Raw genomic sequence first — 19,961 nt, 5'->3', positions numbered from 1 at the left:
GTCCGTCGTCTCGACGGTCCACAAACGGGCAGTGGTGAAGCGCGAGACGGACGGTAGTGCTACGGGCCGGGATTACGTATCCTGCCCAAGGCGCCCGAGTCGGTGCCCGGCGCGGCCGGGACGCTGCCCGGCCGGTGCTGGCGCCGCCGCTGCCACCCCTTCGGGCGAGGACTCATGGACACCCGCGACTGGCCGATCCGCGCCAAGCTGACCGCCCTGGTCGTCACTCCGGTGGCCGCCCTGCTCGCACTCTGGATCTTCGCCACCACGCTGACCTTCGGCCCGGCGCTGGACCTGCTCTCGGCGCGGACCCTCCTCTACGACCTGGGCCGCCCCGGCGAGGCGGTCGTCACCGAGCTGCAACGCGAGCGTCGCCTCTCGGTGGTGCAGCTCGCCGGCCCGGCGGCCCTGCCGGCCCTGACCGACCAGCGCCGCCGCACCGACGCGGCGGTCGCCGAGCTGCGCCGGCGGATCGGCGGGGAGAAGCTGCGCGACGCGGCCGACGACCTGCTCGACGCCCGGATCGACAAGCTGGTCGCCGCCCTCGACGCGCTGCCGGCCGGGCGTGGCTTCATCGACCGCAGGCAGGTGGACCGGGCCGGCGCCGTCGGGCTCTACAGCGGCATGATCTCCTTCGCCTTCCAGACCTTCGCGGCGATGGCCGACCTGCCCGACCCGGAACTCAACCGGGAGACGCTGGCGCTCACCGCGCTCGGCCGCTCCCGCGACCTGCTCGGCCAGACCGACGCGCTGGTGGCCGGCGGGCTCGCCGGCGGGCGCTTCGTGGACGGCGAGCACCGGCTCCTGACGCAGACCATCGGCAACGAGCGGTTCCTGGTCGACACGGCCGTGGCCGACCTGCCGGCGCAGGCCCGCAGCGCCTACCAGCGGCTGACGGAGGACCCGGCCTTCGTCCAGCTGCGCAGCATGCAGGAGAGGCTGCTGCGGGCGGACCCGGCCGCCCGCCCGCCGGTGGACGCCCGCAGCTGGCAGACCAGCCACGACGCCGTCCAGCAGGCGCTGCGCGACTTCGAGCAGAAGCAGGCCGACGGGGTGGCCGAGCGGTCCGTGCCGGTGGCGGTCGGCATCCTGGTCCGGCTCGCCGTCGCCGGGGTGCTCGGGCTGGCGGCGGTCGTGGTGTCGCTGCTGGTCGCGGTCCGGGTCGGGCGTACGCTGGCCGGCCGGCTGACCAGCGTGCGCAGCGCCGCCCTGGAGATGGCCGAGCAGCGGCTGCCCGACGTGGTGGCCCGGCTGCGCCGGGGTGAACAGGTGGACGTGGCCCGGGAGGCGCCGCCGCTGGAGTACGGCGCCGACGAGATCGGGGAGGTCGGGCGCGCCTTCAACGAGGTCCGGCGGACCGCCGTCCGGGCGGCGGTCGACGAGGTCACCCTGCGCCGCGGCCTCAACGAGGTGTTCCTCAACATCGCCCGACGCAGCCAGGGCCTGGTGCACCGCCAGCTGGCGCTGCTCGACCGGATGGAACGACGCAGCGAGGACCCGGACGAGCTGGCCGAGTTGTTCCGGCTCGACCACCTGGCCACCCGGCTGCGCCGGCACGCCGAGGACCTGGTCATCCTCGCCGGGGCAACCCCCGGGCGGGGCTGGCGGCAGCCCGTGGCCGCGCTGGACGTCGTGCGCGGCGCGGTCTCCGAGGTCGAGGCGTACGACCGGGTGGACATCGGGGCGGTGCAGCCCGCCGGCGTGGTCGGCCGGGCCGTCGCGGACGTCATCCACCTGCTCGCCGAGCTGATCGAGAACGCCACCGCCTTCTCCCCGCCCGAGACCCGGGTCGAGGTTTCCGGCCAGCAGGTGCCCCACGGCTACGCCGTGGAGATCACCGACCACGGCCTGGGCATGACTCCGCAGGCGGTGGAGAACGCCAACCGCCGGCTCGCCCGGCCGCCCGAGTTCGACCCGGCCGACAGCGCCCGGCTCGGCCTGTTCGTGGTGTCCCGGCTCGCCGCCCGGCACGGCGTCCGGGTCACCCTGCGCTCCGAGGTCCCGGGGGGCGGGGTGACCGCCGTGGTCCTCGTACCCGCCGACCTGGTCACCGACGAGCCGCCGGCCGCGCCGGTCGCCGCGGGGCGGCCCGCCGCGTCGGTCACCCGGCTGACCACCCTGCCCCTGCCCCGCTCGGCCCGCGCCGGGCGGGACCGGCCCGAGCCGACCGTGCCCCCGTTCGCCCCGGCCCGCACCTCGTCGGTGGAGGCCGCCCCCGACGGCGACGGCCTGCCCCGCCGGATCCGCCGGCACGGGCCCGCCGCCCGCCCCCGCCCGCGGGTCGCCGAGGCCCCGAACGTCCGATCCCCAGAGGAGGCACGCCGGCAGATGTCCGCGCTCCAGGCCGGTACGGCCCGGGGCCGGCGCGAGGGCGGCGTCCGTTCCGTGCCGCCGGGGCGACCCGACGACGCGGAGGCCGCGCCCGCCCCGCCCGGTGGCCCGTCCGAGGGGCGGGGCGGGGAGCCCGCGTCGCCCCCGCCGCCGCGTGACCCGGCGGCGACCCCCGATTCCCCGACCGCGACTGAGAGGGACGCCTAGTGGTGCACACGACGAGGCAGAACGTCGACCTCGGCTGGTTGCTCGACGAGTTGGTCGATCGCGTACCGGCTGCCAGTGAGGCCGTGGTGCTCTCCGCCGACGGCCTGCTGCTCGGCGCCTCCGCCGAGCTGGACCGCGCCGAAGCCGAGCACCTGTGCGCCCTGGCCTCCGGCTTCTCCAGCCTGGCCAAGGGCGCCAGCCGGCACCTGGCCGGCGGCGGGGTGCGGCAGACCGTGGTGGAGATGGAGTCCGCGTACCTGTTCGTGACGGCCGCTGGTCAGGGCGCGTGCCTGGCGGTGGTCTGCCAGGCCGACGCGGACATCGGCCTGGTGGCGTACGAGATGGCGATGCTGGTCATCCGGGTCGGCGAGAACCTGATCGCGCCCGCCCGCCCGACGGTGGGGGCCGTCGATGCGGGCTGAGTTGCCGGGTGCCCAGCACGAGTGGCTGGACGGCGCGGCCGGGCCGGTGGTCCGTCCGTACACCCTCACCGGCGGCCGGGTACGGCCGGCCGTCGACGGCTTCGACCTGATCGCGTTCGTGCTGACCGGCGCGGACGCGGACCCGTTCGGCCAGCCGGGGCTGCAGCCGGAGCACCGGCGGCTGGTCGAGCTGGCCCGGCGGCCCGCCGCGGTGGCGGACCTCGCCGCCGACCTGGACCTCGCGGTGGGCGTGGTCCGGGTCCTCCTCGGCGACCTGCTCGCCCGGGGCCTGGTCTCGGTGCACGAGCCGCCGGCCGCCGGTCTTCCCGACAACGACATTCTCAAGGCGGTGGTCAGTGGACTACGTGCGCTCTGACCGGGACTCCTCCGGGGCCCGGTTGCCGCTGGCTCTCAAGATCCTGATCGCCGGGGGCTTCGGCGCGGGCAAGACGACGTTGGTCGGCGCGTTGAGCGAGGTCCGGCCGTTGCAGACCGAGGAGGTGCTGACCGGGGCCGGCATCGGCACCGACGACCTTTCCGGGGTGGAGGCGAAGTCGACCACCACGGTGGCGATGGACTTCGGCCGGATCACGATCAACGAGGACCTCCAGGTCTACCTCTTCGGCACGCCCGGACAGGACCGCTTCTGGTTCCTCTGGGACGAGCTGGCCTTCGGCGCGCTCGGCGCGGTGGTGCTCGCCGACACCCGGCGACTCGCCGACTGCTTCCCGTCGATCGACTACTTCGAGCAGCGGGGCATCCCGTTCGTGGTCGGGGTGAACTGCTTCGACGGGACCCGCCGGTTCGGCATCGAGGCGGTGCGCCAGGCGCTGGACCTCGACCCGGACGTGCCGATGGTGCTCTGCGACGCCCGGGACCGCCAGTCCGCCAAGCTGGTGCTGATCTCGCTGGTCGAGCACGTCGCCCGGCAGCGTGGCGAGCCGGTCCCGGTGGCCTGACCTCCGTATGGCGGGGCGGTGCGGTCCGATCGCGCCGCCCCGGGGAGTCGGCGTTCCGCCCGGAAATCCGGGAAAACAGGGCTAACGCCCGGGCCCACCGGGAAGCCTCTGGTTGGATCGACGACAGGATCGGCGGAGGGTGCACGGTGACGAACGCGATCGTCCACATCGGCGGCTACACGGCGGCCAGCGCCGGGCGGGGGGCCGGCATCGTCGCCGCCCGCCGGGATCCCGACTCGGGGGAACTCACCCCGCTCGGCACGGTTGCGGTGACCGATTCGCCCTCCTTCCTCGTCCGGCATCCCGTCCTGCCGGTGCTGTACGCGGTGAACGAGCTGCCGGCGGGGCGGATCAGCGCCTTCCGGGTGGGCCGGGACGGCGAGCTGACCGCGCTGGGCGTCCGGCCGACCGGCGGCGCCGACCCCTGCCACCTGGCCGTCGCGCCGGACGGGCGGCACCTCTTCGTGGCCAACTACGGCGGCGGCAGCGTGGCCGTCCTCCCGCTGGACGCGCAGGGCGTGCCCGCCGAGCGCAGCGACCTGGTCGTGCACCAGGGGCACGGACCCGACCCGGAGCGCCAGGAGGGGGCGCACTGCCACATGGTCTCCCCGGACCCGGGGGCCGGGCCGCTGCTCGCCGTCGACCTCGGCACCGACTCGATCTACCGGTACGACCTGGACGCCGACTCGGGCCGGCTGGTGCCGCGCGCGCCCCGGGTCCGTACCGTGGCCGGGACCGGGCCCCGCCACCTAGCCCGCCACCCGGACGGGCGGCGCTGCTGGGTGGCCGGCGAGCTGGACGCCACGGTCACCGCGTACGAGTCGACCCCGGAGGGGGCGCTGCACCAGCGGGGGCGGGTGGACGCCAGCGGGCGGGCGGGGCACGTCCAGCCGTCCGAGATCGCCGTGGGGCCGGACGGGCGCTTCCTCTACGTCGGCAACCGGGGGGTGGGCACGGTCTCCGTCTTCGCGGTGGACGGGGGGCTGCCACGGCTGGTCGCCGAGGTCGATACCGGGGGCGAGTGGCCCCGGCACTTCGTGCTGACCGGGGCCCACCTCTACCTCGCCGACGAGCGGGCCGACATGGTCCGGGTGTTCCGGGTCGATCCCGGCTCGGGCGTGCCGGAACCGGTCGGCGAGCCGGTGCCGGTGCCGAGCCCGACCTGTGTCCTGCCCTGACCGGGATTGTCCAGTGTAGACCAGAGCGACGGCGAGAGACTGGCTGGTCACTCGTTGTGGCAAAAATGTAATCAACTGTTGCTCCTGCGTAACTTTCGTCCGAACGGTCATGGCACTATGCGAACGAGATACGCAAGATGGTCAGCGTGTCTGGCCGCCATCGCATGCGTTCAAGTATCCGTGGAGCAGGAGCCGCCGCGGCGGCCACCGCGCTCGTCGTGGTCGCGGGTTCCTGGTTCGGTTACCAGCAGTTGGCCGGGCCGTCCTGCTCCGGCAAGATCCAACTCTCCGTGGCCGCCGCCCCCGAGCTCGCCCCGGCGGTGCAGAAGGCCTCGGCGCAGTGGGTCGAGGACGGCGCGGCGGTGGGCGGCACCTGCATCGCCGTGAACGTCAGCGCCTCCGAGTCGGTGGACGTGGCGGCCGCGGTCGCCAGCAAGCACGGCGTCACCCTCGCGGGCGTCGGCCAGGCCAGCGGCACGGTGGTCACGCCCGACATCTGGATCCCGGACTCCTCCACCTGGCTGCTGCGGCTGAAGAACGACGCGGCCGCCTTCGCGCCGGGCAACGGGGCCTCGATCGCCCGCAGCCCGGTGGTGGTGGCGATGCCGGAGCCGGTCGCCGCCTCCCGGCTGGGCTGGCCGGACAAGAAGCTCAGCTGGACCGACCTGCTGCGCGCAATGAGCAGCGACAAGCCGCTGCGGGCCGGGATCGTCGAGCCGACCCGGGACGCGGCCGGCCTCTCCGGCCTGCTCTCCCTCACCAGCGCGGCGAGCGCGTCCGGCGGCGACACCCAGGGGGCCACCACCGGCGCGCTGCGGGCGCTGGCCACCGGCCGCTCCGCGCTGCGGCAGGACCTGCTCGCCCGCTTCCCGCGCGCCAACGACCCGACGTCCATCGCCAGCGGGCTCGGTGCCGCCGCGCTCTCCGAGGAAGACGTCATCGCGTACAACAACACCAAGCCGCCGATCCCGCTGGCCGCGCTCTACCTGGTGGAGCCGTCGCCGATGCCGCTGGACTACCCGTACGCGGTGCTGCCCGGCATCGAGCCGGCCAAGCAGTCCGCCGCCAAGGTGCTCTTCGAGCTGCTCACCACCCAGGGATTCAAGAACCGGCTGGCCGCCCAGTCGCTGCGGGCCCCGGACGGCAACTGGGGTGACGGCTTCAAGGCGCCGCAGGGGGCGCCCAGCCCGGCCGGCGGTCAGGCGAGCGCCCCGCCGGCGGGGGTCGGCGCCGCCGGTGGCCTGGACCCCGTCGCGATAGACGATGCGCTCTCCGGCTGGTCCATCGCCACCCAGTCCGGTCGGATGCTCAGCGTCATCGACGTCTCCGGCTCGATGAAGACGAAGGTGCCCTCCGCGAACGGCGCCACCCGGCAGCAGGTGACCGTGGCGGCGGCGAGCCGGGGCCTGCGTCTGTTCGACGACACCTGGTCGATCGGCCTCTGGACGTTCTCCACCGAGCTGGTGGGCTCGCGGGACTGGCGCGAGGTGGTGCCGATCAACCCGCTCTCCAGCAACCGCGGCCGGCTGGAGCAGGGCCTCGCCGGGATCCGCCCGTCCGACGGCAACACCGGCCTGTACGACACCGTGCTCGAGGCGTACAAGACGGTGCAGCGGGACTGGGAGCCGGGCCGGGTGAACTCGGTGGTGCTCTTCACCGACGGCAAGAACGACGACCGGAACGGCATCTCGCAGGCCTCGCTGATCAGCAAGCTCAAGCAGCTGAACGACTCGGAGCGCCCGGTGCAGGTGATCATCATCGGCATCGGCAACGAGGTCTCCAAGGCCGAGCTTGAGTCGATCACCAAGGTCACCGGCGGCGGCACCTTCGTCACCGAGGACCCGAGCAAGATCGGTGACATCTTCCTGAAGGCGATCGCGCTGCGCCCGAACGCGCCGCGCTGAGCCTTCGGACGGCGCGGATGTACCGCCGCACCGGGAGTTCCCGGTGCGGCGGTTCGCTTTCCGGCCTCCCGTCCGGATTGCACAGTGACGGCAAACGGGCGGTCAGGGCTACGGGCCGGTCCAGTCCAGTCCAGGCAGACCACCACCGCGTCGTCGACCAGGTCGCCGGCGACGAACGCCCGCAGGTCGCCGATGAGCGACCGGACGGCGTCCAGGGGCCGACTACCAGGTACTCCGGGTAGTCTCGGGCCCACCATGGCCGAAGAACTTGGTCCTCGCGGACCAGAGATGAGTATGGCCGCCGAGCTCGACGCCGCGGCGGGTGCCCTCCTCTCCGTGTGGGAGGCAGCGCGGGAAGGCACGACCAGCCGTCTCTCCGCCGCCCAACTGCGCGCGGTCATGGTGGTGGAGCGGCACGACGGAATCAACCTCCGCCGGCTCGCCACGCTGCTCGACATGCTGCTCTCCTCGGCCAGCCGGCTCTGCGACCGGCTGGTGGCGGCCGGCATGCTGGAACGGGAGCCGGGCCGCCTCGACCGGCGGGAGATTTCCCTGCACCTGACCCCGGAGGCCCGTCGGCTCCTCACCGAGCTGCGCCGGGACCGCCGGCGGCGGCTGGCCGAGGTGCTGGCCGGGATGAGCGGCGAGGGCCGCCAGGCCCTGCTGCGCGGGATCCGCGAGTTCGACCGGGTCGCCCGTGACCGGGAGGCGGTGGCTCCGCCGGCAGTGCCGTGGCAGGGCACCGGCACCCCGCCGCCCGATGCGTCGCTCAACGACCCGTCGGTCGCCCGCTCCGCCTGACCGTCCGGCGGCCTGGCGGCCCGGCACGGTCGGTCCGCGTGGCAACCACGAGGTGCAGTGGCGATCGCCCATCCAGGAAAGCCGCCTCACTGCCGGCCGGCGAGCCAACCGGACGGCCGGGCGATGATCCGGCGGACCACCGATCCCGCCCCGCCGACCGCCGCCGACGCGGGGCCGAGCGCTGCCGCGCGCACGGTGACCGGTGACCAGGCGGCGGTGAGCACCCGGTCGGCCAACTCGGCGACGACCGGCGGGCGCAGCCAGGGTGCGAGGGTGGCGTATCCGCCCCCGAGGACCACGGTGTCCAGGTCCAGCAGGTTGATCACGCCGGCGACGGCCACCCCGAGGGCGGTGCCGGCCGCGTGCAGCGCGGCCAGGGTGGCCGGGGCGCCGGCGGCGGCGAGGTCGGCCAGCCGGTGCGCCGCCGTGTCCGCCGGCAGGTCCGCCCCGGAGAGTCCGGCCGCGTCGAGGACGGCCTCCTGACCCGCGTACGTCTCCAGGCAGCCCCGCCCGCCGCAGCGGCACCGGGGCCCGTCCGGGTCGACCGGTACGTGGCCCAGCTCGCCGCTCCAGCCCCGGGCGCCCCGGAACAGCGTGCCGTCGAGCACGATCCCGGCGCCGATGCCGATCTCGCCCGAGACGTGCAGGAAGCTGGCCGTGCCGGGCCCGGCGTGCAACTCGCCGAGGGCGGCCAGGTTGGCCTCGTTGTCGACCACCAGCGCCGGCACCCCGTCGACCGGCCCGGCGAGCGGGGGATGCCCGGCGAGCAGGGCGGGGACGTCGACGTCGCGCCAGCCGAGGTTCGGCGCGAGGCGGACCAGGCCGTGGGCGTCGACCAGCCCTGGCACGGCCAGCGTCGCCCCGGCCAGGGTCAGCCCCTGCCGTCCGGCGGCGGCCCGGGCCCGTCCGGCCAGCTCGACCAGCCGGGCGAGCGCGTCGGCGGGGGCGATCGGGCGCAGGTCGGCCCGGCGTACCTCGTGGTGCCGGACGGTGCCGGCGAGGTCGACCACGCAGGCGGCCAGGTAGTCGACGTTGATCTCCAGCCCCAGCCCGGCGGGGCCGTCGGTGGCGAGCCGCAGCCCCCGGGCGGGGCGGCCGGCCCCGCCGCGCGGCGCGGGGTCGGCCTCGGCGACCAGACGGCCGGTGATCAGGTCGTCCACCACGGCCGAGACGGTGGCCCGGGTGAGGCCGGTCTCGCTGGCGATGCCGGCCCGCGACGGTGGGTGGTCGGCGGCGGCGATCCGCCCGAGCACCACGGCGAGGTTGAGCTCGCGCAGGCTGCCCTGCCGGACCGCGCCGGCGGCGCTGGTGCTGGTCACCCCTTGACAGTGCCACAGCCCGGTCATTTAATCCATCCACTGAACAAATTGCGGACGACACCACCGGAGGTCTGCCATGGCACCCCGTCCCACCCCCGCCGACAAGTTCTCCTTCGGGCTCTGGACGGTGGGCTGGCAGGCCCGCGACCCGTTCGGTGACGCCACCCGGCCGGCACTGGACGCGGTGGAGGCCGTGCAGCGCCTCGCCGAGCTCGGCGCGTACGGGATCACCTTCCACGACGACGACCTGGTCCCCTTCGGCGTGGACGCCGCCACCCGTGACGCTCACCTGGCCCGGTTCCGCAAGGCGCTGGACGAGACCGGCCTGGTCGTCCCGATGGTCACCACCAACCTCTTCACCCACCCCGTCTTCAAGGACGGCGGGTTCACCAGCAACGACCGGGACGTGCGCCGGTACGCGCTGCGCAAGGTGCTGCGCAACGTCGACCTCGCCGCCGAGCTGGGCGCCCGCACCTTCGTGATGTGGGGCGGCCGGGAAGGCGCCGAGTACGACCTGGCCAAGGACGTACGGGCCGCGCTGGACCGCTACCGCGAGGCGGTCGACCTGCTCTGCCAGTACGTCGTGGACCGCGGCTACGACCTGCGCTTCGCCATCGAGCCCAAGCCCAACGAGCCGCGCGGCGACATCCTGCTGCCCACCATCGGGCACGCGCTGGCGTTCATCTCCACCCTGGCCCACCCGGAGCTGGTCGGCCTCAACCCGGAGGTCGGCCACGAGCAGATGGCCGGGCTGAACTTCGCGCACGGCATCGCCCAGGCGCTCTGGCAGGGCAAACTGTTCCACATCGACCTCAACGGCCAGCGGAGCATCAAGTACGACCAGGACCTGGTCTTCGGCCACGGCGACCTGCTCAACGCCTTCGCCCTGGTCGACCTGCTGGAGCACGGCGGCCCGGACGGCGGCCCCGCGTACGACGGGCCACGCCACTTCGACTACAAGCCCTCCCGCACCGAGGATTTCACCGGCGTCTGGGCCTCGGCCGAGGCGAACATGCGCACGTACCTGCTACTCAAGGAGCGGGCCGCAGCGTTCCGGGCGGACCCGGAGGTGGCCGGGGCGCTGGCCGCCAGCAAGGTCGCCGAGCTCGGCACGCCGACGTTGGGCCCGGGGGAGGGGTACGCCGACCTGCTCGCCGACCGGTCCGCGTTCGAGGACCTCGACGTCGACGCGGTCGCGGCGCGGGGCTTCAACTTCGTCCGGCTCAACCAGCTCGCCGTCGAGCACCTGCTCGGCGCACGCTGAGGCGGGCCGCCATGCCGCTCGTCGCCGGGGTCGACTCGTCCACCCAGTCCTGCAAGGTCGTCGTCCACGACGCGGCGACCGGTGCCCTGGTCCGGCGGGGCCGGGCGCCGCACCCGGACGGCACCGAGGTCGACCCGCGGGCCTGGTGGGACGCGCTGCGGTCCGCCGTCGACGCCGCCGGTGGGCTGGCCGACGTCGCGGCCGTCTCGGTCGCCGGCCAGCAGCACGGCATGGTCTGCCTGGACGAGGCGGGCGAGGTGGTCCGGCCCGCCCTGCTCTGGAACGACACCCGGTCCGCCGACGCGGCCCGCGAGCTCGTCGCCGAGGCCGGCGGCGGGGCGGCGGGCCGCCGGTTCTGGGCCGAGGCGGTGGGCAGCGTGCCGGTGGCGAGCTTCACCGGCACCAAGCTGCGCTGGCTGGCCCGGCACGAGCCGGAGCAGGCGGCCCGGGTCGCAGCGGTCTGCCTGCCGCACGACTGGCTCACCTGGCGGCTGGCCGGCGCGCCCGGCCTGGCCGCGCTGTGCACCGACCGGGGCGACGCCAGCGGCACCGGCTACTGGTCCCCCCGAACCGGGGAGTACCGCCTCGACCTGCTGGAACGAGCCTTCGGCCGGGTGGTGCGGGTGCCCGCCGTGCTCGGTCCGGCCCAGGCGGCCGGTGTCCTGGACCCGGCCGCGCTCGGCGGACCGTCGTCGGGTGCCGCGTCCGGCGCGGCGTCGGGCTCCGGTGCGGGGACGTCGGGGTCCGCGCCGGGCGGGGTGCTGCTCGGCGCCGGCACGGGGGACAACGCCGCCGCCGCGCTGGGCGTCGGGGCCCGCCCGGGCGACGTGGTCGTCTCGATCGGCACCTCCGGCACGGTGTTCAGCGTGGCCGACGTGCCGGCCGCCGACCCGGGCGGCGCCGTCGCCGGCTTCGCCGACGCCACCGGCCGGTTCCTGCCGCTGGTCTGCACGCTCAACGCCGCCCGGGTGCTGGACGCCGCCGCCGCGATGCTCCAGGTCGGGCTCGACGAGCTGACCGAGCTGGCGCTGGCCGCCCCACCCGGTGCGGACGGGCTGGTCATGATCCCCTACCTGGAGGGGGAGCGCACCCCCGACCGACCACTGTCGACCGGCGCACTGCACGGGCTCACCCTGCGCACGGCCACCCCGGCGCACCTGGCCCGGGCGGCCGTCGAGGGGATGCTCTGCGCGCTCGCCGACGGGCTGGATGCGCTGACCGCCCAGGGCGCGACCGCCCAGCGGGTGATCCTGGTCGGTGGCGGGGCCCGGTCCGCGGCGGTGCGCCGGATCGCCCCGCAGGTCTTCGGCCGGCCGGTGGTGGTGCCGCCGCCGGGGGAGTACGTCGCCGACGGCGCGGCCCGCCAGGCCGCCTGGGTCGCCCTGGGCGGCGCGGCGCCACCGGAGTGGGCGGTCGCCGGCACCCGGGAGTACGACGCGGAGCCCGTCCCCGCCGTCCGCGAGCGGTACGCCCAGGCCCGGGACCGGACCGTCGACCGGGCGACTCCGCGGCGCTGACCGGCGGGATGGACCCCGGTGATCCGTTCGTTACCTCACCCTGATTGGCTGCCGGACATGACCTTGACCAGGGGCGGGGTGGCGCGGGCCTGGGGCGGCGGCGCGTCGCACCGGTTCTACAGCGTCGTGGTCTTCGTGGTGCTCGCCTCGCTGGACAACGTGGCGATCGGCCTGGTCCCGCCGCTGTACGGGCCGATCTCCGGGGCGCTGGGCGTGCCGCAGCGGCTGCTCGGCCTGGTCACCGCAATGAGCTTCCTGGTCAGCGCGGTGGCGGCGGTGGCCTGGGCGTACGTGGGGGACCGGACGAACCGCAAGCCGCTGCTCGTGGTCGGCACCCTGATCTGGGCGGCCGGCACCGGCGGCAGCGCGCTCGCCCAGGACTACCCGACGTTCCTGGCCGCGCAGCTGCTGGCCGCGGTCGGGCTCGGCGCGGTCGGCTCGGTCGGGTTCTCGGTGGTCACCGACCTGATCTCGCCCCGCCGCCGCGGGCTGGTGATGAGCTTCTGGGGGCTGTCGCAGGGGGTGGGCACGCTGGCCGGCACGCTCACCGGCGGGCTCCTCGGCGCCACCGACTGGCGGCGTCCGTTCCTGGTGCTCACCGTGGTCGGGCTGGCGGCCACCCTGGCCTACCTCTTCACGTACGACATCCGGCGCGGGCAGAGCGAGCCGGAGCTGGCCGGGGCGCTCGACGCCGGGGCCGAGTACGACTACCGGATCACCCGGGCCGACCTACCCCGGATCATGGCCCGGCGGACCAACCGCTGGCTGATCCTGCAGGGGCTGACCGCGCAGGCGGCGTTCGGTTCGCTGGTCTGGTTGCCGGTGCTCTTCGCCGAGCGGGCCGAGGCCCAGGGCTACTCGTCGGCGACCGCGGTCGTGGTGGGCAGCGTCTTCGCCACCCTGTTCCAGCTGGGCGGGGTGCTCTCCATCGTCGGCGGGCTGGCCGGCGACGCGCTGCAACGGCGTACCCCGAGGGGTCGGGCCCTGGTCGCGGCGGTGGGCATCCTCGCGGCCCTGCCGTTCTACCTGGTCCTCTTCTTCGTGCCGGTACGCATCGTGGTGCCGGACGGCGCCGGCGGCGGCGCGGTGGTCCGGGCGGTGCTGGCCAGCGTGGTGACCGAGCCGACGGTCGGCCTGAGCCTGCTCACCGCCGTCGTCGCGCTGGCGCTGACCTCGGCGAACTCGCCGAACTGGTTCGCCCTGATCGCCGACGTCAACCCGCCCGAGCACCGCGGCACCGTCTACAGCCTGGGCAACCTGGTCAACGGGGTGGGACGGGCGGCCGGCAACGGCCTGGTCGGGGTGGCCTTCCACGGCCTGCGGGCGGCCTTCCCGCCGCCGCTGAACTTCGCGGTCGGGCTGGCCGCCTTCCAGCTCTTCTTCATCCCCACCGGGCTGATGTACTGGCGCGCCTCGCGCAGCTCGCCCGGGGACATCGAGGCGGTGCACGACCTGCTGCACGCCCGCGCCGACCGCCTCTGACCACTCGCCGGGTAGCGCGGTTCGGGCCCGCTGTGCGGCCCGGCCGTTCGCGTAGGGAGAGACAGTGCGGTCGTGAGGCGGTGCGGCCACAGGGCGGCCGCTGTGCGCCGATCAGACTGCGCGGCCGCCGAGCCGCGGCCCACTCCCGCCGGCCCAGGCCGTCAACCCGGGGCCGGCGGGATCCAGCGGGGCGTCAGGCGCGGGCCCAGACCGTCACGTCGGTGGGGACCCGGCCGTCGGCGTCGAGCGGGGCGCTGCTGTGCAGCAGCTCCCCGGCCGGCGGCGGGACGGCCGCCGCACCGAAGTTGGTCAGCACGGTGAGCCCGCCGTTGCGGAAGGCCAGCACCTCGTCGCCGGAGGAGAGCCACTCCAGCGGGCCCCGGGCCAGCCCGTGCTCGCGGCGCAGCCGCAGCGCCGTGCGGTACGTCTCGTACGTCGAGCCGGGCACCCCGCGCTGCCGGTCGAGGGCGTACTCGGCCCACAGCGGCGGCTGGGGCAGCCAGCTGGCGTCCGTCGGTCCGAAGCCGTACGACGGGGCGTCGGCCTCCCACGGGATCGGCACCCGGCAGCCGTCCCGGCCGCGCAGGGTGTGACCGCTGCGCTCCCAGGTCGGGTCCTGCCGGACCTCGTCCGGCAGGGTCGTGTGCTCGGGCAGGCCCAGCTCCTCGCCCTGGTACAGGTAGGCGGAGCCGGGTAGGGCCAGCATCAGCAGGGTGGCGGCGCGGGCCCGCCGCAGGCCCAGCGCGGCGTCCGGCTGCGGGTCGCCGATGCCGATGCCGTTGGGCCGGACCGTGCCGATCGGCAGGCCCAGCCGGGAGGCGTGCCGCACCACGTCGTGATTGGAGAGCACCCAGGTGGTCGGCGCGCCGACCGTGTCGGTGGCCTCCAGCGACCGGGTGATCACCGCGTACTGGGCGGTCGCGGTCCACGAGGCGAGCAGGTACTCGAAGTTGAACGCCTGGTGCATCTCGTCCGGGCGGACGTAGCGGGCCAGCCGCTCGGCCGGCTCGACCCACGCCTCGGCGACCAGGATCCGCTCGCCCGGGTACGAGTCGAGCAGCCGACGCCAGTCCCGGTAGATCTCGTGCACGCCGTCCTGATCCCACATCGGGGGCCGCGGCTTCGCCACCTCGTTGCCGGAGAGGATCTCCTGCGGCTCCTGCCAGTCGGCCAGGTCGGCCTGCTTGATCAGGCCGTGCGCCACGTCCACCCGGAAGCCGTCGACGCCCCGGTCCAGCCAGAACCGCAGCACGTCCAGGAACTCCTCCCGGACCTCCGGGTTGTCCCAGTTCAGGTCGGGCTGGCCGGTGTCGAACAGGTGCAGGTACCACTGGCCGGGCCGGCCGTCCGGGTCGGTGACCCGGGTCCAGGCCGGGCCGCCGAAGACGCTCTGCCAGTCGTTCGGGGGCTGGTCGCCATCCGGGCCGAGGCCGTCGCGGAAGACGTACCGGGCCCGCTCGGGGCTGCCCGGGGCGGCGGCCAGGGCCGCGGTGAACCACCGGTGCGCGGAGGAGGTGTGGTTGGGCACCAGGTCGACGATCACCTTCAGGCCCTTGGCGCGGGCCCCGGCGATCAGCTCGCCGGCGTCCTCCAGCCGCCCGAAGAGCGGGTCGACGTCCCGGTAGTCGGCCACGTCGTACCCGGCGTCGGCCTGCGGCGACGGGTAGAACGGCGACAGCCAGACGGCGTCGACGCCCAGCTCGGCGAGGTGGCCGAGCCGGGCCGTGATGCCCGGCAGGTCACCGATGCCGTCGCCGTCGGTGTCGGCGAAGGAGCGCGGGTAGATCTGGTAGATGACGGCCTCGGTCCACCACCCGGTGGCCGGGCCACCGGACTGTTCCTGCCGCGTCGCGTCGGTGTTCAGAGCTTTCTCCCTGTGTCGAGCCGTGGTGCGGTCGAGTCCGTTCAGTCTGCCCGCGGCGGCGCGGTCGATTCACGCACGATCAGCCGAGTGGGCAGGATCACCGGGGGTGTCGGCGTGCCGCCCGGACCGCCGGCCGGGGGCTGGTCGGGGAGCCGGCCGGCGTACGGGTCGGTGGTGCGGGTGCCGAGCGGGTCGAGCAGCAGCCGGGCGGCGAGCAGGCCCTGCTCGGCGGCGGGCTGGGCGATGGTGCTGAGCCCGAGCACGCTGGCCAGGTCGTGGTCGTCGACGCCGATCACGCTGACGTCCTGCGGCACCCGCAGCCCGGCGTCGCGCAGCGCGGCGATCGCGCCCATCGCCATCTCGTCGCAGGCGGCGAAGATCGCGGTCGGCGGTTCGCCCCGGGAGAGCAGCTCGGCGGTGGCCCGGTTGCCGCCGTCGATGGTGAACTGCGACTCGACGTCCAGGCTGGGGTCGGGGCGGATGCCGGCCGCCCGCAGCGCCTCCTGGTAGCCCCGGCGCCGGTCCAGGTGGGTGGTGAAGGCCAGCTCGTCGTCCGGGTCGCCGGAGATGTGGGCGATCCGGCGGTGTCCCAGGTCGAGCAGGTGCCGGGTGGCGGTGCGGGCGGTGGCGACATCGTCGATCCGGACGCAGGGCCAGCCGGGCACCACGGTGCCGGAGCTGACGGTGATCCCGGGCAGGTCCAGCGCGGCCAGCGCGGTCAGGTCGGCCGGCCGCAGCGGCGTGGCGACCAGCATGATGCCGTCGACGCGCTTGTGCAGGTCGGCGGTACGCAGCACCCGCTGCCGGATCTGCTCCCGCCCGCCCAGGTTGTGCAGGAGCAGGTCGTACCCGGACTGGTGGAGGAATTCCTCGACCGCCTCGACGACGGTGCCGAAGAACCAGCGGGTGATCCGCGGGACCACCACGGCCACCGTCCCGGTCCGGCCGCCAGCCAGCCGCGAGGCGCTCGGCGAGACGGCGTACTGCAACTGCTCGGCGGCGGCGAGCACCCGGCGGCGGGTCGCCGCTGAGACCATCGGCAGGCCGCGCAACGCCCGGGAGACGGTGGCGGTCGAGACCCCGGCGAGCCGGGCGACATCATCAATCCTGGTCACGGTGTTCCCCTGCTCCGTGGCCGAGACCGCCGCCGCCCGGCACTCGGGCGGCGGCGGTGCCAGGCCTCAGCCCTTGACGCTGCCGGCGAGCAGGCCGCGCACGAAGTAGCGCTGCAGGGACAGGAACACGATCATCGGTACGACGATCGAGACGAACGCGCCCGCGGTCAGCCGCTGCCACTCGTTGCCCCGGGTGCCGGCCATCTCGGCCAGCCGGACGGTCAGCGGGGCGGTCTCGTTGCCGCCCCCGGCGAAGATCAGCGCGACCAGCAGGTCGTTCCAGACCCAGAGGAACTGGAAGATGCCGAAGGCCGCCAGGGCCGGGGTGATCAGCGGCAGGACGATGGTTCGGAAGATCTTGGGGTGGGTGGCCCCGTCGACCCGGGCCGCCTCCATCAGGTCCCTGGGCAGTTGCGCGATGAAGTTGTGCAGCAGGAACACCGCGAAGGGCAGCGCGAAGCAGGTGTGCGCGAACCACACCTGGGCGAACTTCTGCTCGTCCACCAGGTCCCAGGCCGGCATCAGGGTGACGCCGGCGACGGTGACCCCGGTGGAGAAGAACTTCAGCAGCGGCACGAGGGCCATCTGCAGCGGGACGATCTGCAACGCGAAGATCGCGATGTAGAGCCAGTCCCGGCCCCTGAAGTTGATCCAGGCCAGCGCGTACGCGGCGAGCGAGGCGAAGGCGAGCGGGAACAGCACCGAGGGGATGGTGATGGCCAGCGAGTTGATGAAGTAGCTGGCGAGCTGACCCGAGGAGGACGAGCTGCCGAAGAGCACCTCCTGGTAGTTCTCCAGGGTGAACTGCGGGTTGGTGAAGAACGTCCACCAACCCGTGGTCTTGATCTCGTTCTCCGGGCGGACCGAGGACACGAGGAGGCCGAAGGTCGGGATCGTCCAGAGCAGCGCGATGACGACCGAGACCAGCGTGGCGGTACGGCTGTTCAGCCGCTTGCGGACGCGTCCGGCGGTGCTGGTCTTCCCGGTGGCCCGGGTGCCGGCCGGGACCGTGGGCGTGGCGGTGGTCATCTCAGCCCTCCCGCTGCTGACGCAGGTTGCGGATCTGGTAGATCACGAGCGGTACCACCAGGATGAACAGGAAGACCGCCAGTGCCGAGCCCTGCCCGTTCTGGCCGTACCGGAACGCCTGGTTGTACATCTCGGTGGCGATCACGTTGGTGTCGTAGTTGCCGTTGGTCGCGGTCCGGACGATGTCGAAGACCTTGAGCGTGGCGATCGACAGCGTCACCACCACCACGATCAGCGCGGGCCGGATGCTCGGCATGGTGATCCGCCAGAACATCTGCCAGGGGGTGACCCCGTCGAGGCGGGCGGCCTCCACGATGTCCGCCGGGATCGCCTTGATCGCGGCGGAGAGCACCACCATGGCGAAGCCGGCCTGGATCCACACCATGATCACGATCAGCAGCAGGGTGTTCAGCGGCGACTCCAGCAGCCACTGCTTCGGTTCGCCGCCGAGGCTGACCACGATCTGGTTGAGCAGGCCGATCTGCTCCTGGCCGTCGCCCCGGTAGGCGTAGACGAACTTCCAGATGATGCTGGCGCCGACGAACGAGATCCCCATCGGCAGGAAGATCAGCGACTTGGCGACCACCTCGAACCGGGCCCTGTCCACCATCACGGCGTACAGCAGCCCGAACGAGGTGGCGATCAGCGGGACCAGGATCACCCAGACCAGCGTGTTGAGCAGAACCCGGAAGATCGAGTCCTCGGAGAACATCCAGACGTAGTTGTCGAAGCCCACCCAGTCGTTGCTGCCGCCGTCCATGAAGGAGAGCAGCGTGGTGCGGATCGCCGGCACGACCAGCCCGACGGTGAGCAGCAACACCGTCGGCAGCAGGAAGAAGAGCGCGAAGAACCCTTCCCGGGGCTTGGTACGGCGGGGGAGTGGGGCGCCGCTGGCGGCCGCCGCCACCAGGCGCGTCTCCCGACGGCGGGCGAACCAGGCTGGCACCACGTCGAGGAGCAGGAGCAGACTGCCCACCACCGCGACGAAAGCGATCAGCCCGTACATCAGCATGAGGAACTTGGGCTGTTCCTCAGCGAAGTCGAACTCCATCGACCCTCCTCAAGGGTTCGGGTTCGGCGGGTGGTCCGGTCCGCGCCGCGGACCGGACCACCCGCCTCAGATCACTTCCAGCTGCCCTCGATGCCCTTGAGCACCGTCGCGGTGTCCTTGCCGTTGATCCAGTCGACCATGCCCTTCCAGAAGGTGCCCGCGCCGACCGCGGCCGGCATCAGGTCCGAGCCGTCGAAGCGGAAGACCGTCTTCGGGTCCTGGAGGATGCCGACGGAGAGCTTGTCCACCGGGTTCGGCACGTTGGCCAGGTCGAGCTTCTTGTTCGCCGACACCCAGTCGCCGATCTTGGCGCGGCTGTTGGCGTACTCGCCGGAGGCCAGGTAGGTCTGTACCGCCTGGATCTCGGGGCGGTCGGCGAAGGCCGCGACGAACTCGCCGCCGCCCAGCACCGGCTTGCCCTTGGCCGGGTCGACGGCCGGGAAGTAGAAGGCGAAGACGTCGCCGTCCTCGGCCACCTTGGTGCCCTTCGGCCACTGGTTGGCGTAGAAGGACGCCTGGCGGTGCAGGGCGCACTTGCCCTCGGTGATCGGCAGACCGGCCTCGCCGAAGGCGGTGGTGGCGATGCTCTTGACGCCGCCGAAGCCGCCGTTGACGTACTTCTCGTTCTTCAGGATGGTGCCGGCCTTGTCGACGGCCTCGGCGACCTTCGGGTCGTTGAACGGGATCTCGTGGTTGGTCCACTGGTCGTAGACCTCGGGGGTCTGCGTCCGCAGCATCAGGTCCTCGATCCAGTCGGTGGCCGGCCAACCGGTGGCCTCACCGGACTCGATGCCGGCGCACCACGGCTTGGTGCCGCTCGCCGCGATCGTGTCGCTGAGCTTGATCAGCTCGTCCCAGGTGGTGGGGACGGTCCAGCCCTTCTCCTTGAAGGTCTTCGGCGAGTACCAGACGAACGACTTCACGTTCGAGCCCAGGGGAGCGCCGTAGAACTGGCCGTTGACGGTGCTGTACTTCAGCCAGTCGGGGGAGTAGTTGGCCTCGGCCATGGCCTTGGTGTCGGCGCCGACCGGCTTCAGCTTGCCACTGTCGACGAACCGCTTGAGCAGGCCGGGCTGCGGGATGAAGGCCAGGTCGGGGGCGTTGCCGCCGTCGACCCGGACGGGGAGCTGGGCCTCGAACTCGGGCGAGCCCTCGTGGTCGACCTTGATGCCGGTGCAGTCCGCGAACTGCTTCCAGGACTGCGCGAGGCGGTCGGCCTCGATGTCCCGGATGGACGAGTAGATGGTGACCTTCTTGCCGTCGTGGCCCTGGTACTTCTCGTATGCGGCGCACTCGGGGGAGCTCGCCTTGCTGCTCTTCTTGTCGTTGCCGGTGCCGCAGGCGGTGACGCCGAGCGCCAGCCCCAGTACGCCGGCGATCGCGAGAGCCTGGCGTGATCTGGCAAACGCCATGCCGTTCTCCTTCCTTGCCGGCGCGTGGAGGAATCGAACCCGCGCCGGTCCGATGGTCGTCTCCACATGCAAGCGCTTGCATCACCTACGGTCCACCCCTTGCCGG

At 73.6% G+C, this 19,961-nt stretch carries 16 protein-coding genes; 10 read left to right on the top strand and 6 right to left on the bottom strand.

All coding sequences use genetic code 11. The features are described from left to right. Positions 1-174: 174 nt before the first annotated feature. The 7 genes from ABZ807_RS05970 (at position 175) to ABZ807_RS05940 (ending at position 7,802) form a co-directional block, all read left to right on the top strand. Positions 175-2,538 (top strand): nitrate- and nitrite sensing domain-containing protein, encoded by a 2,364-nt coding sequence (locus tag ABZ807_RS05970; RefSeq protein ID WP_357153442.1) that lies wholly within the window; start codon positions 175-177, stop codon positions 2,536-2,538. Beyond that, positions 2,538-2,960 (top strand): roadblock/LC7 domain-containing protein, encoded by a 423-nt coding sequence (locus ABZ807_RS05965; protein ID WP_357153440.1) that lies wholly within the window; start codon positions 2,538-2,540, stop codon positions 2,958-2,960. The genes ABZ807_RS05970 and ABZ807_RS05965 overlap by 1 nt, the downstream gene beginning before the upstream one ends. Then, a complete protein-coding gene (locus tag ABZ807_RS05960) occupies positions 2,950-3,336 on the top strand; it encodes a DUF742 domain-containing protein (protein WP_357153438.1) in 387 nt (128 codons plus the stop codon). Before ABZ807_RS05965 ends, ABZ807_RS05960 begins: the two co-directional genes overlap by 11 nt. Next, positions 3,317-3,919, top strand: coding sequence for an ATP/GTP-binding protein (locus tag ABZ807_RS05955; RefSeq protein WP_357153436.1), 603 nt, complete (start codon positions 3,317-3,319; stop codon positions 3,917-3,919). The genes ABZ807_RS05960 and ABZ807_RS05955 overlap by 20 nt, the downstream gene beginning before the upstream one ends. Positions 3,920-4,065: 146 nt before the next feature. Beyond that, positions 4,066-5,097 carry a lactonase family protein gene (locus tag ABZ807_RS05950; RefSeq protein WP_357153434.1) on the top strand — a complete coding sequence of 344 codons (1,032 nt, stop codon included), beginning with the start codon at positions 4,066-4,068 and terminating at the stop codon, positions 5,095-5,097. Between the two features lie 164 nt (positions 5,098-5,261). Then, complete coding sequence (locus tag ABZ807_RS05945; protein WP_357153432.1) at positions 5,262-7,001, top strand: substrate-binding domain-containing protein; 1,740 nt, start codon at positions 5,262-5,264, stop codon at positions 6,999-7,001. A 288-nt stretch (positions 7,002-7,289) separates the two neighbouring features. Beyond that, complete coding sequence (locus ABZ807_RS05940; protein WP_357153431.1) at positions 7,290-7,802, top strand: MarR family winged helix-turn-helix transcriptional regulator; 513 nt, start codon at positions 7,290-7,292, stop codon at positions 7,800-7,802. 86 nt (positions 7,803-7,888) lie between these two features. Here ABZ807_RS05940 and ABZ807_RS05935 read toward each other — a convergent pair whose 3' ends face one another. Next, positions 7,889-9,148: an ROK family protein gene (locus ABZ807_RS05935; RefSeq protein WP_357153430.1), complete on the bottom strand. Its 1,260-nt coding sequence runs from the start codon at positions 9,146-9,148 to the stop codon at positions 7,889-7,891. A 49-nt stretch (positions 9,149-9,197) separates the two neighbouring features. Between ABZ807_RS05935 and xylA the strand changes: the two genes are divergently transcribed. Genes xylA through ABZ807_RS05920 form a run of 3 tightly spaced genes read left to right on the top strand, consistent with a single transcriptional unit; the run spans position 9,198 to position 13,384 of the window. Then, positions 9,198-10,385 carry a xylose isomerase gene (gene xylA / locus ABZ807_RS05930; protein WP_357153428.1) on the top strand — a complete coding sequence of 396 codons (1,188 nt, stop codon included), beginning with the start codon at positions 9,198-9,200 and terminating at the stop codon, positions 10,383-10,385. A gap of 11 nt (positions 10,386-10,396) precedes the next feature. Next, positions 10,397-11,902: a xylulokinase gene (gene xylB / locus ABZ807_RS05925; RefSeq protein WP_357153427.1), complete on the top strand. Its 1,506-nt coding sequence runs from the start codon at positions 10,397-10,399 to the stop codon at positions 11,900-11,902. Between the two features lie 57 nt (positions 11,903-11,959). Further along, complete coding sequence (locus tag ABZ807_RS05920) at positions 11,960-13,384, top strand: MFS transporter (RefSeq protein WP_357153425.1); 1,425 nt, start codon at positions 11,960-11,962, stop codon at positions 13,382-13,384. 193 nt (positions 13,385-13,577) lie between these two features. Here the strand turns inward: ABZ807_RS05920 and ABZ807_RS05915 are convergent, their stop codons facing one another. From ABZ807_RS05915 to ABZ807_RS05895, 5 genes are all read right to left on the bottom strand, one after another. Continuing rightward, positions 13,578-15,248, bottom strand: coding sequence for an alpha-amylase family glycosyl hydrolase (locus ABZ807_RS05915; protein WP_357153717.1), 1,671 nt, complete (start codon positions 15,246-15,248; stop codon positions 13,578-13,580). A 41-nt stretch (positions 15,249-15,289) separates the two neighbouring features. Further along, positions 15,290-16,363, bottom strand: a complete 1,074-nt coding sequence (locus ABZ807_RS05910) for a LacI family DNA-binding transcriptional regulator (RefSeq protein WP_357153423.1) — start codon at positions 16,361-16,363, stop codon at positions 15,290-15,292. Positions 16,364-16,429: 66 nt separating this feature from the next. Next, complete coding sequence (locus ABZ807_RS05905) at positions 16,430-17,392, bottom strand: carbohydrate ABC transporter permease (RefSeq protein WP_357153421.1); 963 nt, start codon at positions 17,390-17,392, stop codon at positions 16,430-16,432. Between the two features lies 1 nt (position 17,393). After that, positions 17,394-18,443 carry a sugar ABC transporter permease gene (locus tag ABZ807_RS05900; protein ID WP_357153420.1) on the bottom strand — a complete coding sequence of 350 codons (1,050 nt, stop codon included), beginning with the start codon at positions 18,441-18,443 and terminating at the stop codon, positions 17,394-17,396. A gap of 71 nt (positions 18,444-18,514) precedes the next feature. Next, positions 18,515-19,855, bottom strand: a complete 1,341-nt coding sequence (locus ABZ807_RS05895) for an ABC transporter substrate-binding protein (protein ID WP_357153419.1) — start codon at positions 19,853-19,855, stop codon at positions 18,515-18,517. Positions 19,856-19,961 lie beyond the last annotated feature (106 nt).

This window comes from Micromonospora sp. NPDC047548 (assembly GCF_040642975.1).
Taxonomy (GTDB): Bacteria; Actinomycetota; Actinomycetes; order Mycobacteriales; family Micromonosporaceae; genus Micromonospora.
This window is presented reverse-complemented; position numbering and strand designations above follow the sequence as displayed.

What these genes read in the sequence shown, in the direction of transcription:
- ABZ807_RS05970 (WP_357153442.1), top strand. Translation starts at nt 175, where the DNA reads ATGGACACCCGCGACTGGCCGATCCGCGCCAAGCTGACCGCCCTGGTC.
- ABZ807_RS05960 (WP_357153438.1), top strand. Translation starts at nt 2,950, where the DNA reads ATGCGGGCTGAGTTGCCGGGTGCCCAGCACGAGTGGCTGGACGGCGCG.
- ABZ807_RS05945 (WP_357153432.1), top strand. Translation starts at nt 5,262, where the DNA reads ATGCGTTCAAGTATCCGTGGAGCAGGAGCCGCCGCGGCGGCCACCGCG.
- ABZ807_RS05940 (WP_357153431.1), top strand. Translation starts at nt 7,290, where the DNA reads ATGAGTATGGCCGCCGAGCTCGACGCCGCGGCGGGTGCCCTCCTCTCC.
- ABZ807_RS05935 (WP_357153430.1), bottom strand. Translation starts at nt 9,148, where the DNA reads ATGACCGGGCTGTGGCACTGTCAAGGGGTGACCAGCACCAGCGCCGCC.
- xylA (WP_357153428.1), top strand. Translation starts at nt 9,198, where the DNA reads ATGGCACCCCGTCCCACCCCCGCCGACAAGTTCTCCTTCGGGCTCTGG.
- xylB (WP_357153427.1), top strand. Translation starts at nt 10,397, where the DNA reads ATGCCGCTCGTCGCCGGGGTCGACTCGTCCACCCAGTCCTGCAAGGTC.
- ABZ807_RS05920 (WP_357153425.1), top strand. Translation starts at nt 11,960, where the DNA reads ATGACCTTGACCAGGGGCGGGGTGGCGCGGGCCTGGGGCGGCGGCGCG.
- ABZ807_RS05905 (WP_357153421.1), bottom strand. Translation starts at nt 17,392, where the DNA reads ATGACCACCGCCACGCCCACGGTCCCGGCCGGCACCCGGGCCACCGGG.
- ABZ807_RS05900 (WP_357153420.1), bottom strand. Translation starts at nt 18,443, where the DNA reads ATGGAGTTCGACTTCGCTGAGGAACAGCCCAAGTTCCTCATGCTGATG.
- ABZ807_RS05895 (WP_357153419.1), bottom strand. Translation starts at nt 19,855, where the DNA reads ATGGCGTTTGCCAGATCACGCCAGGCTCTCGCGATCGCCGGCGTACTG.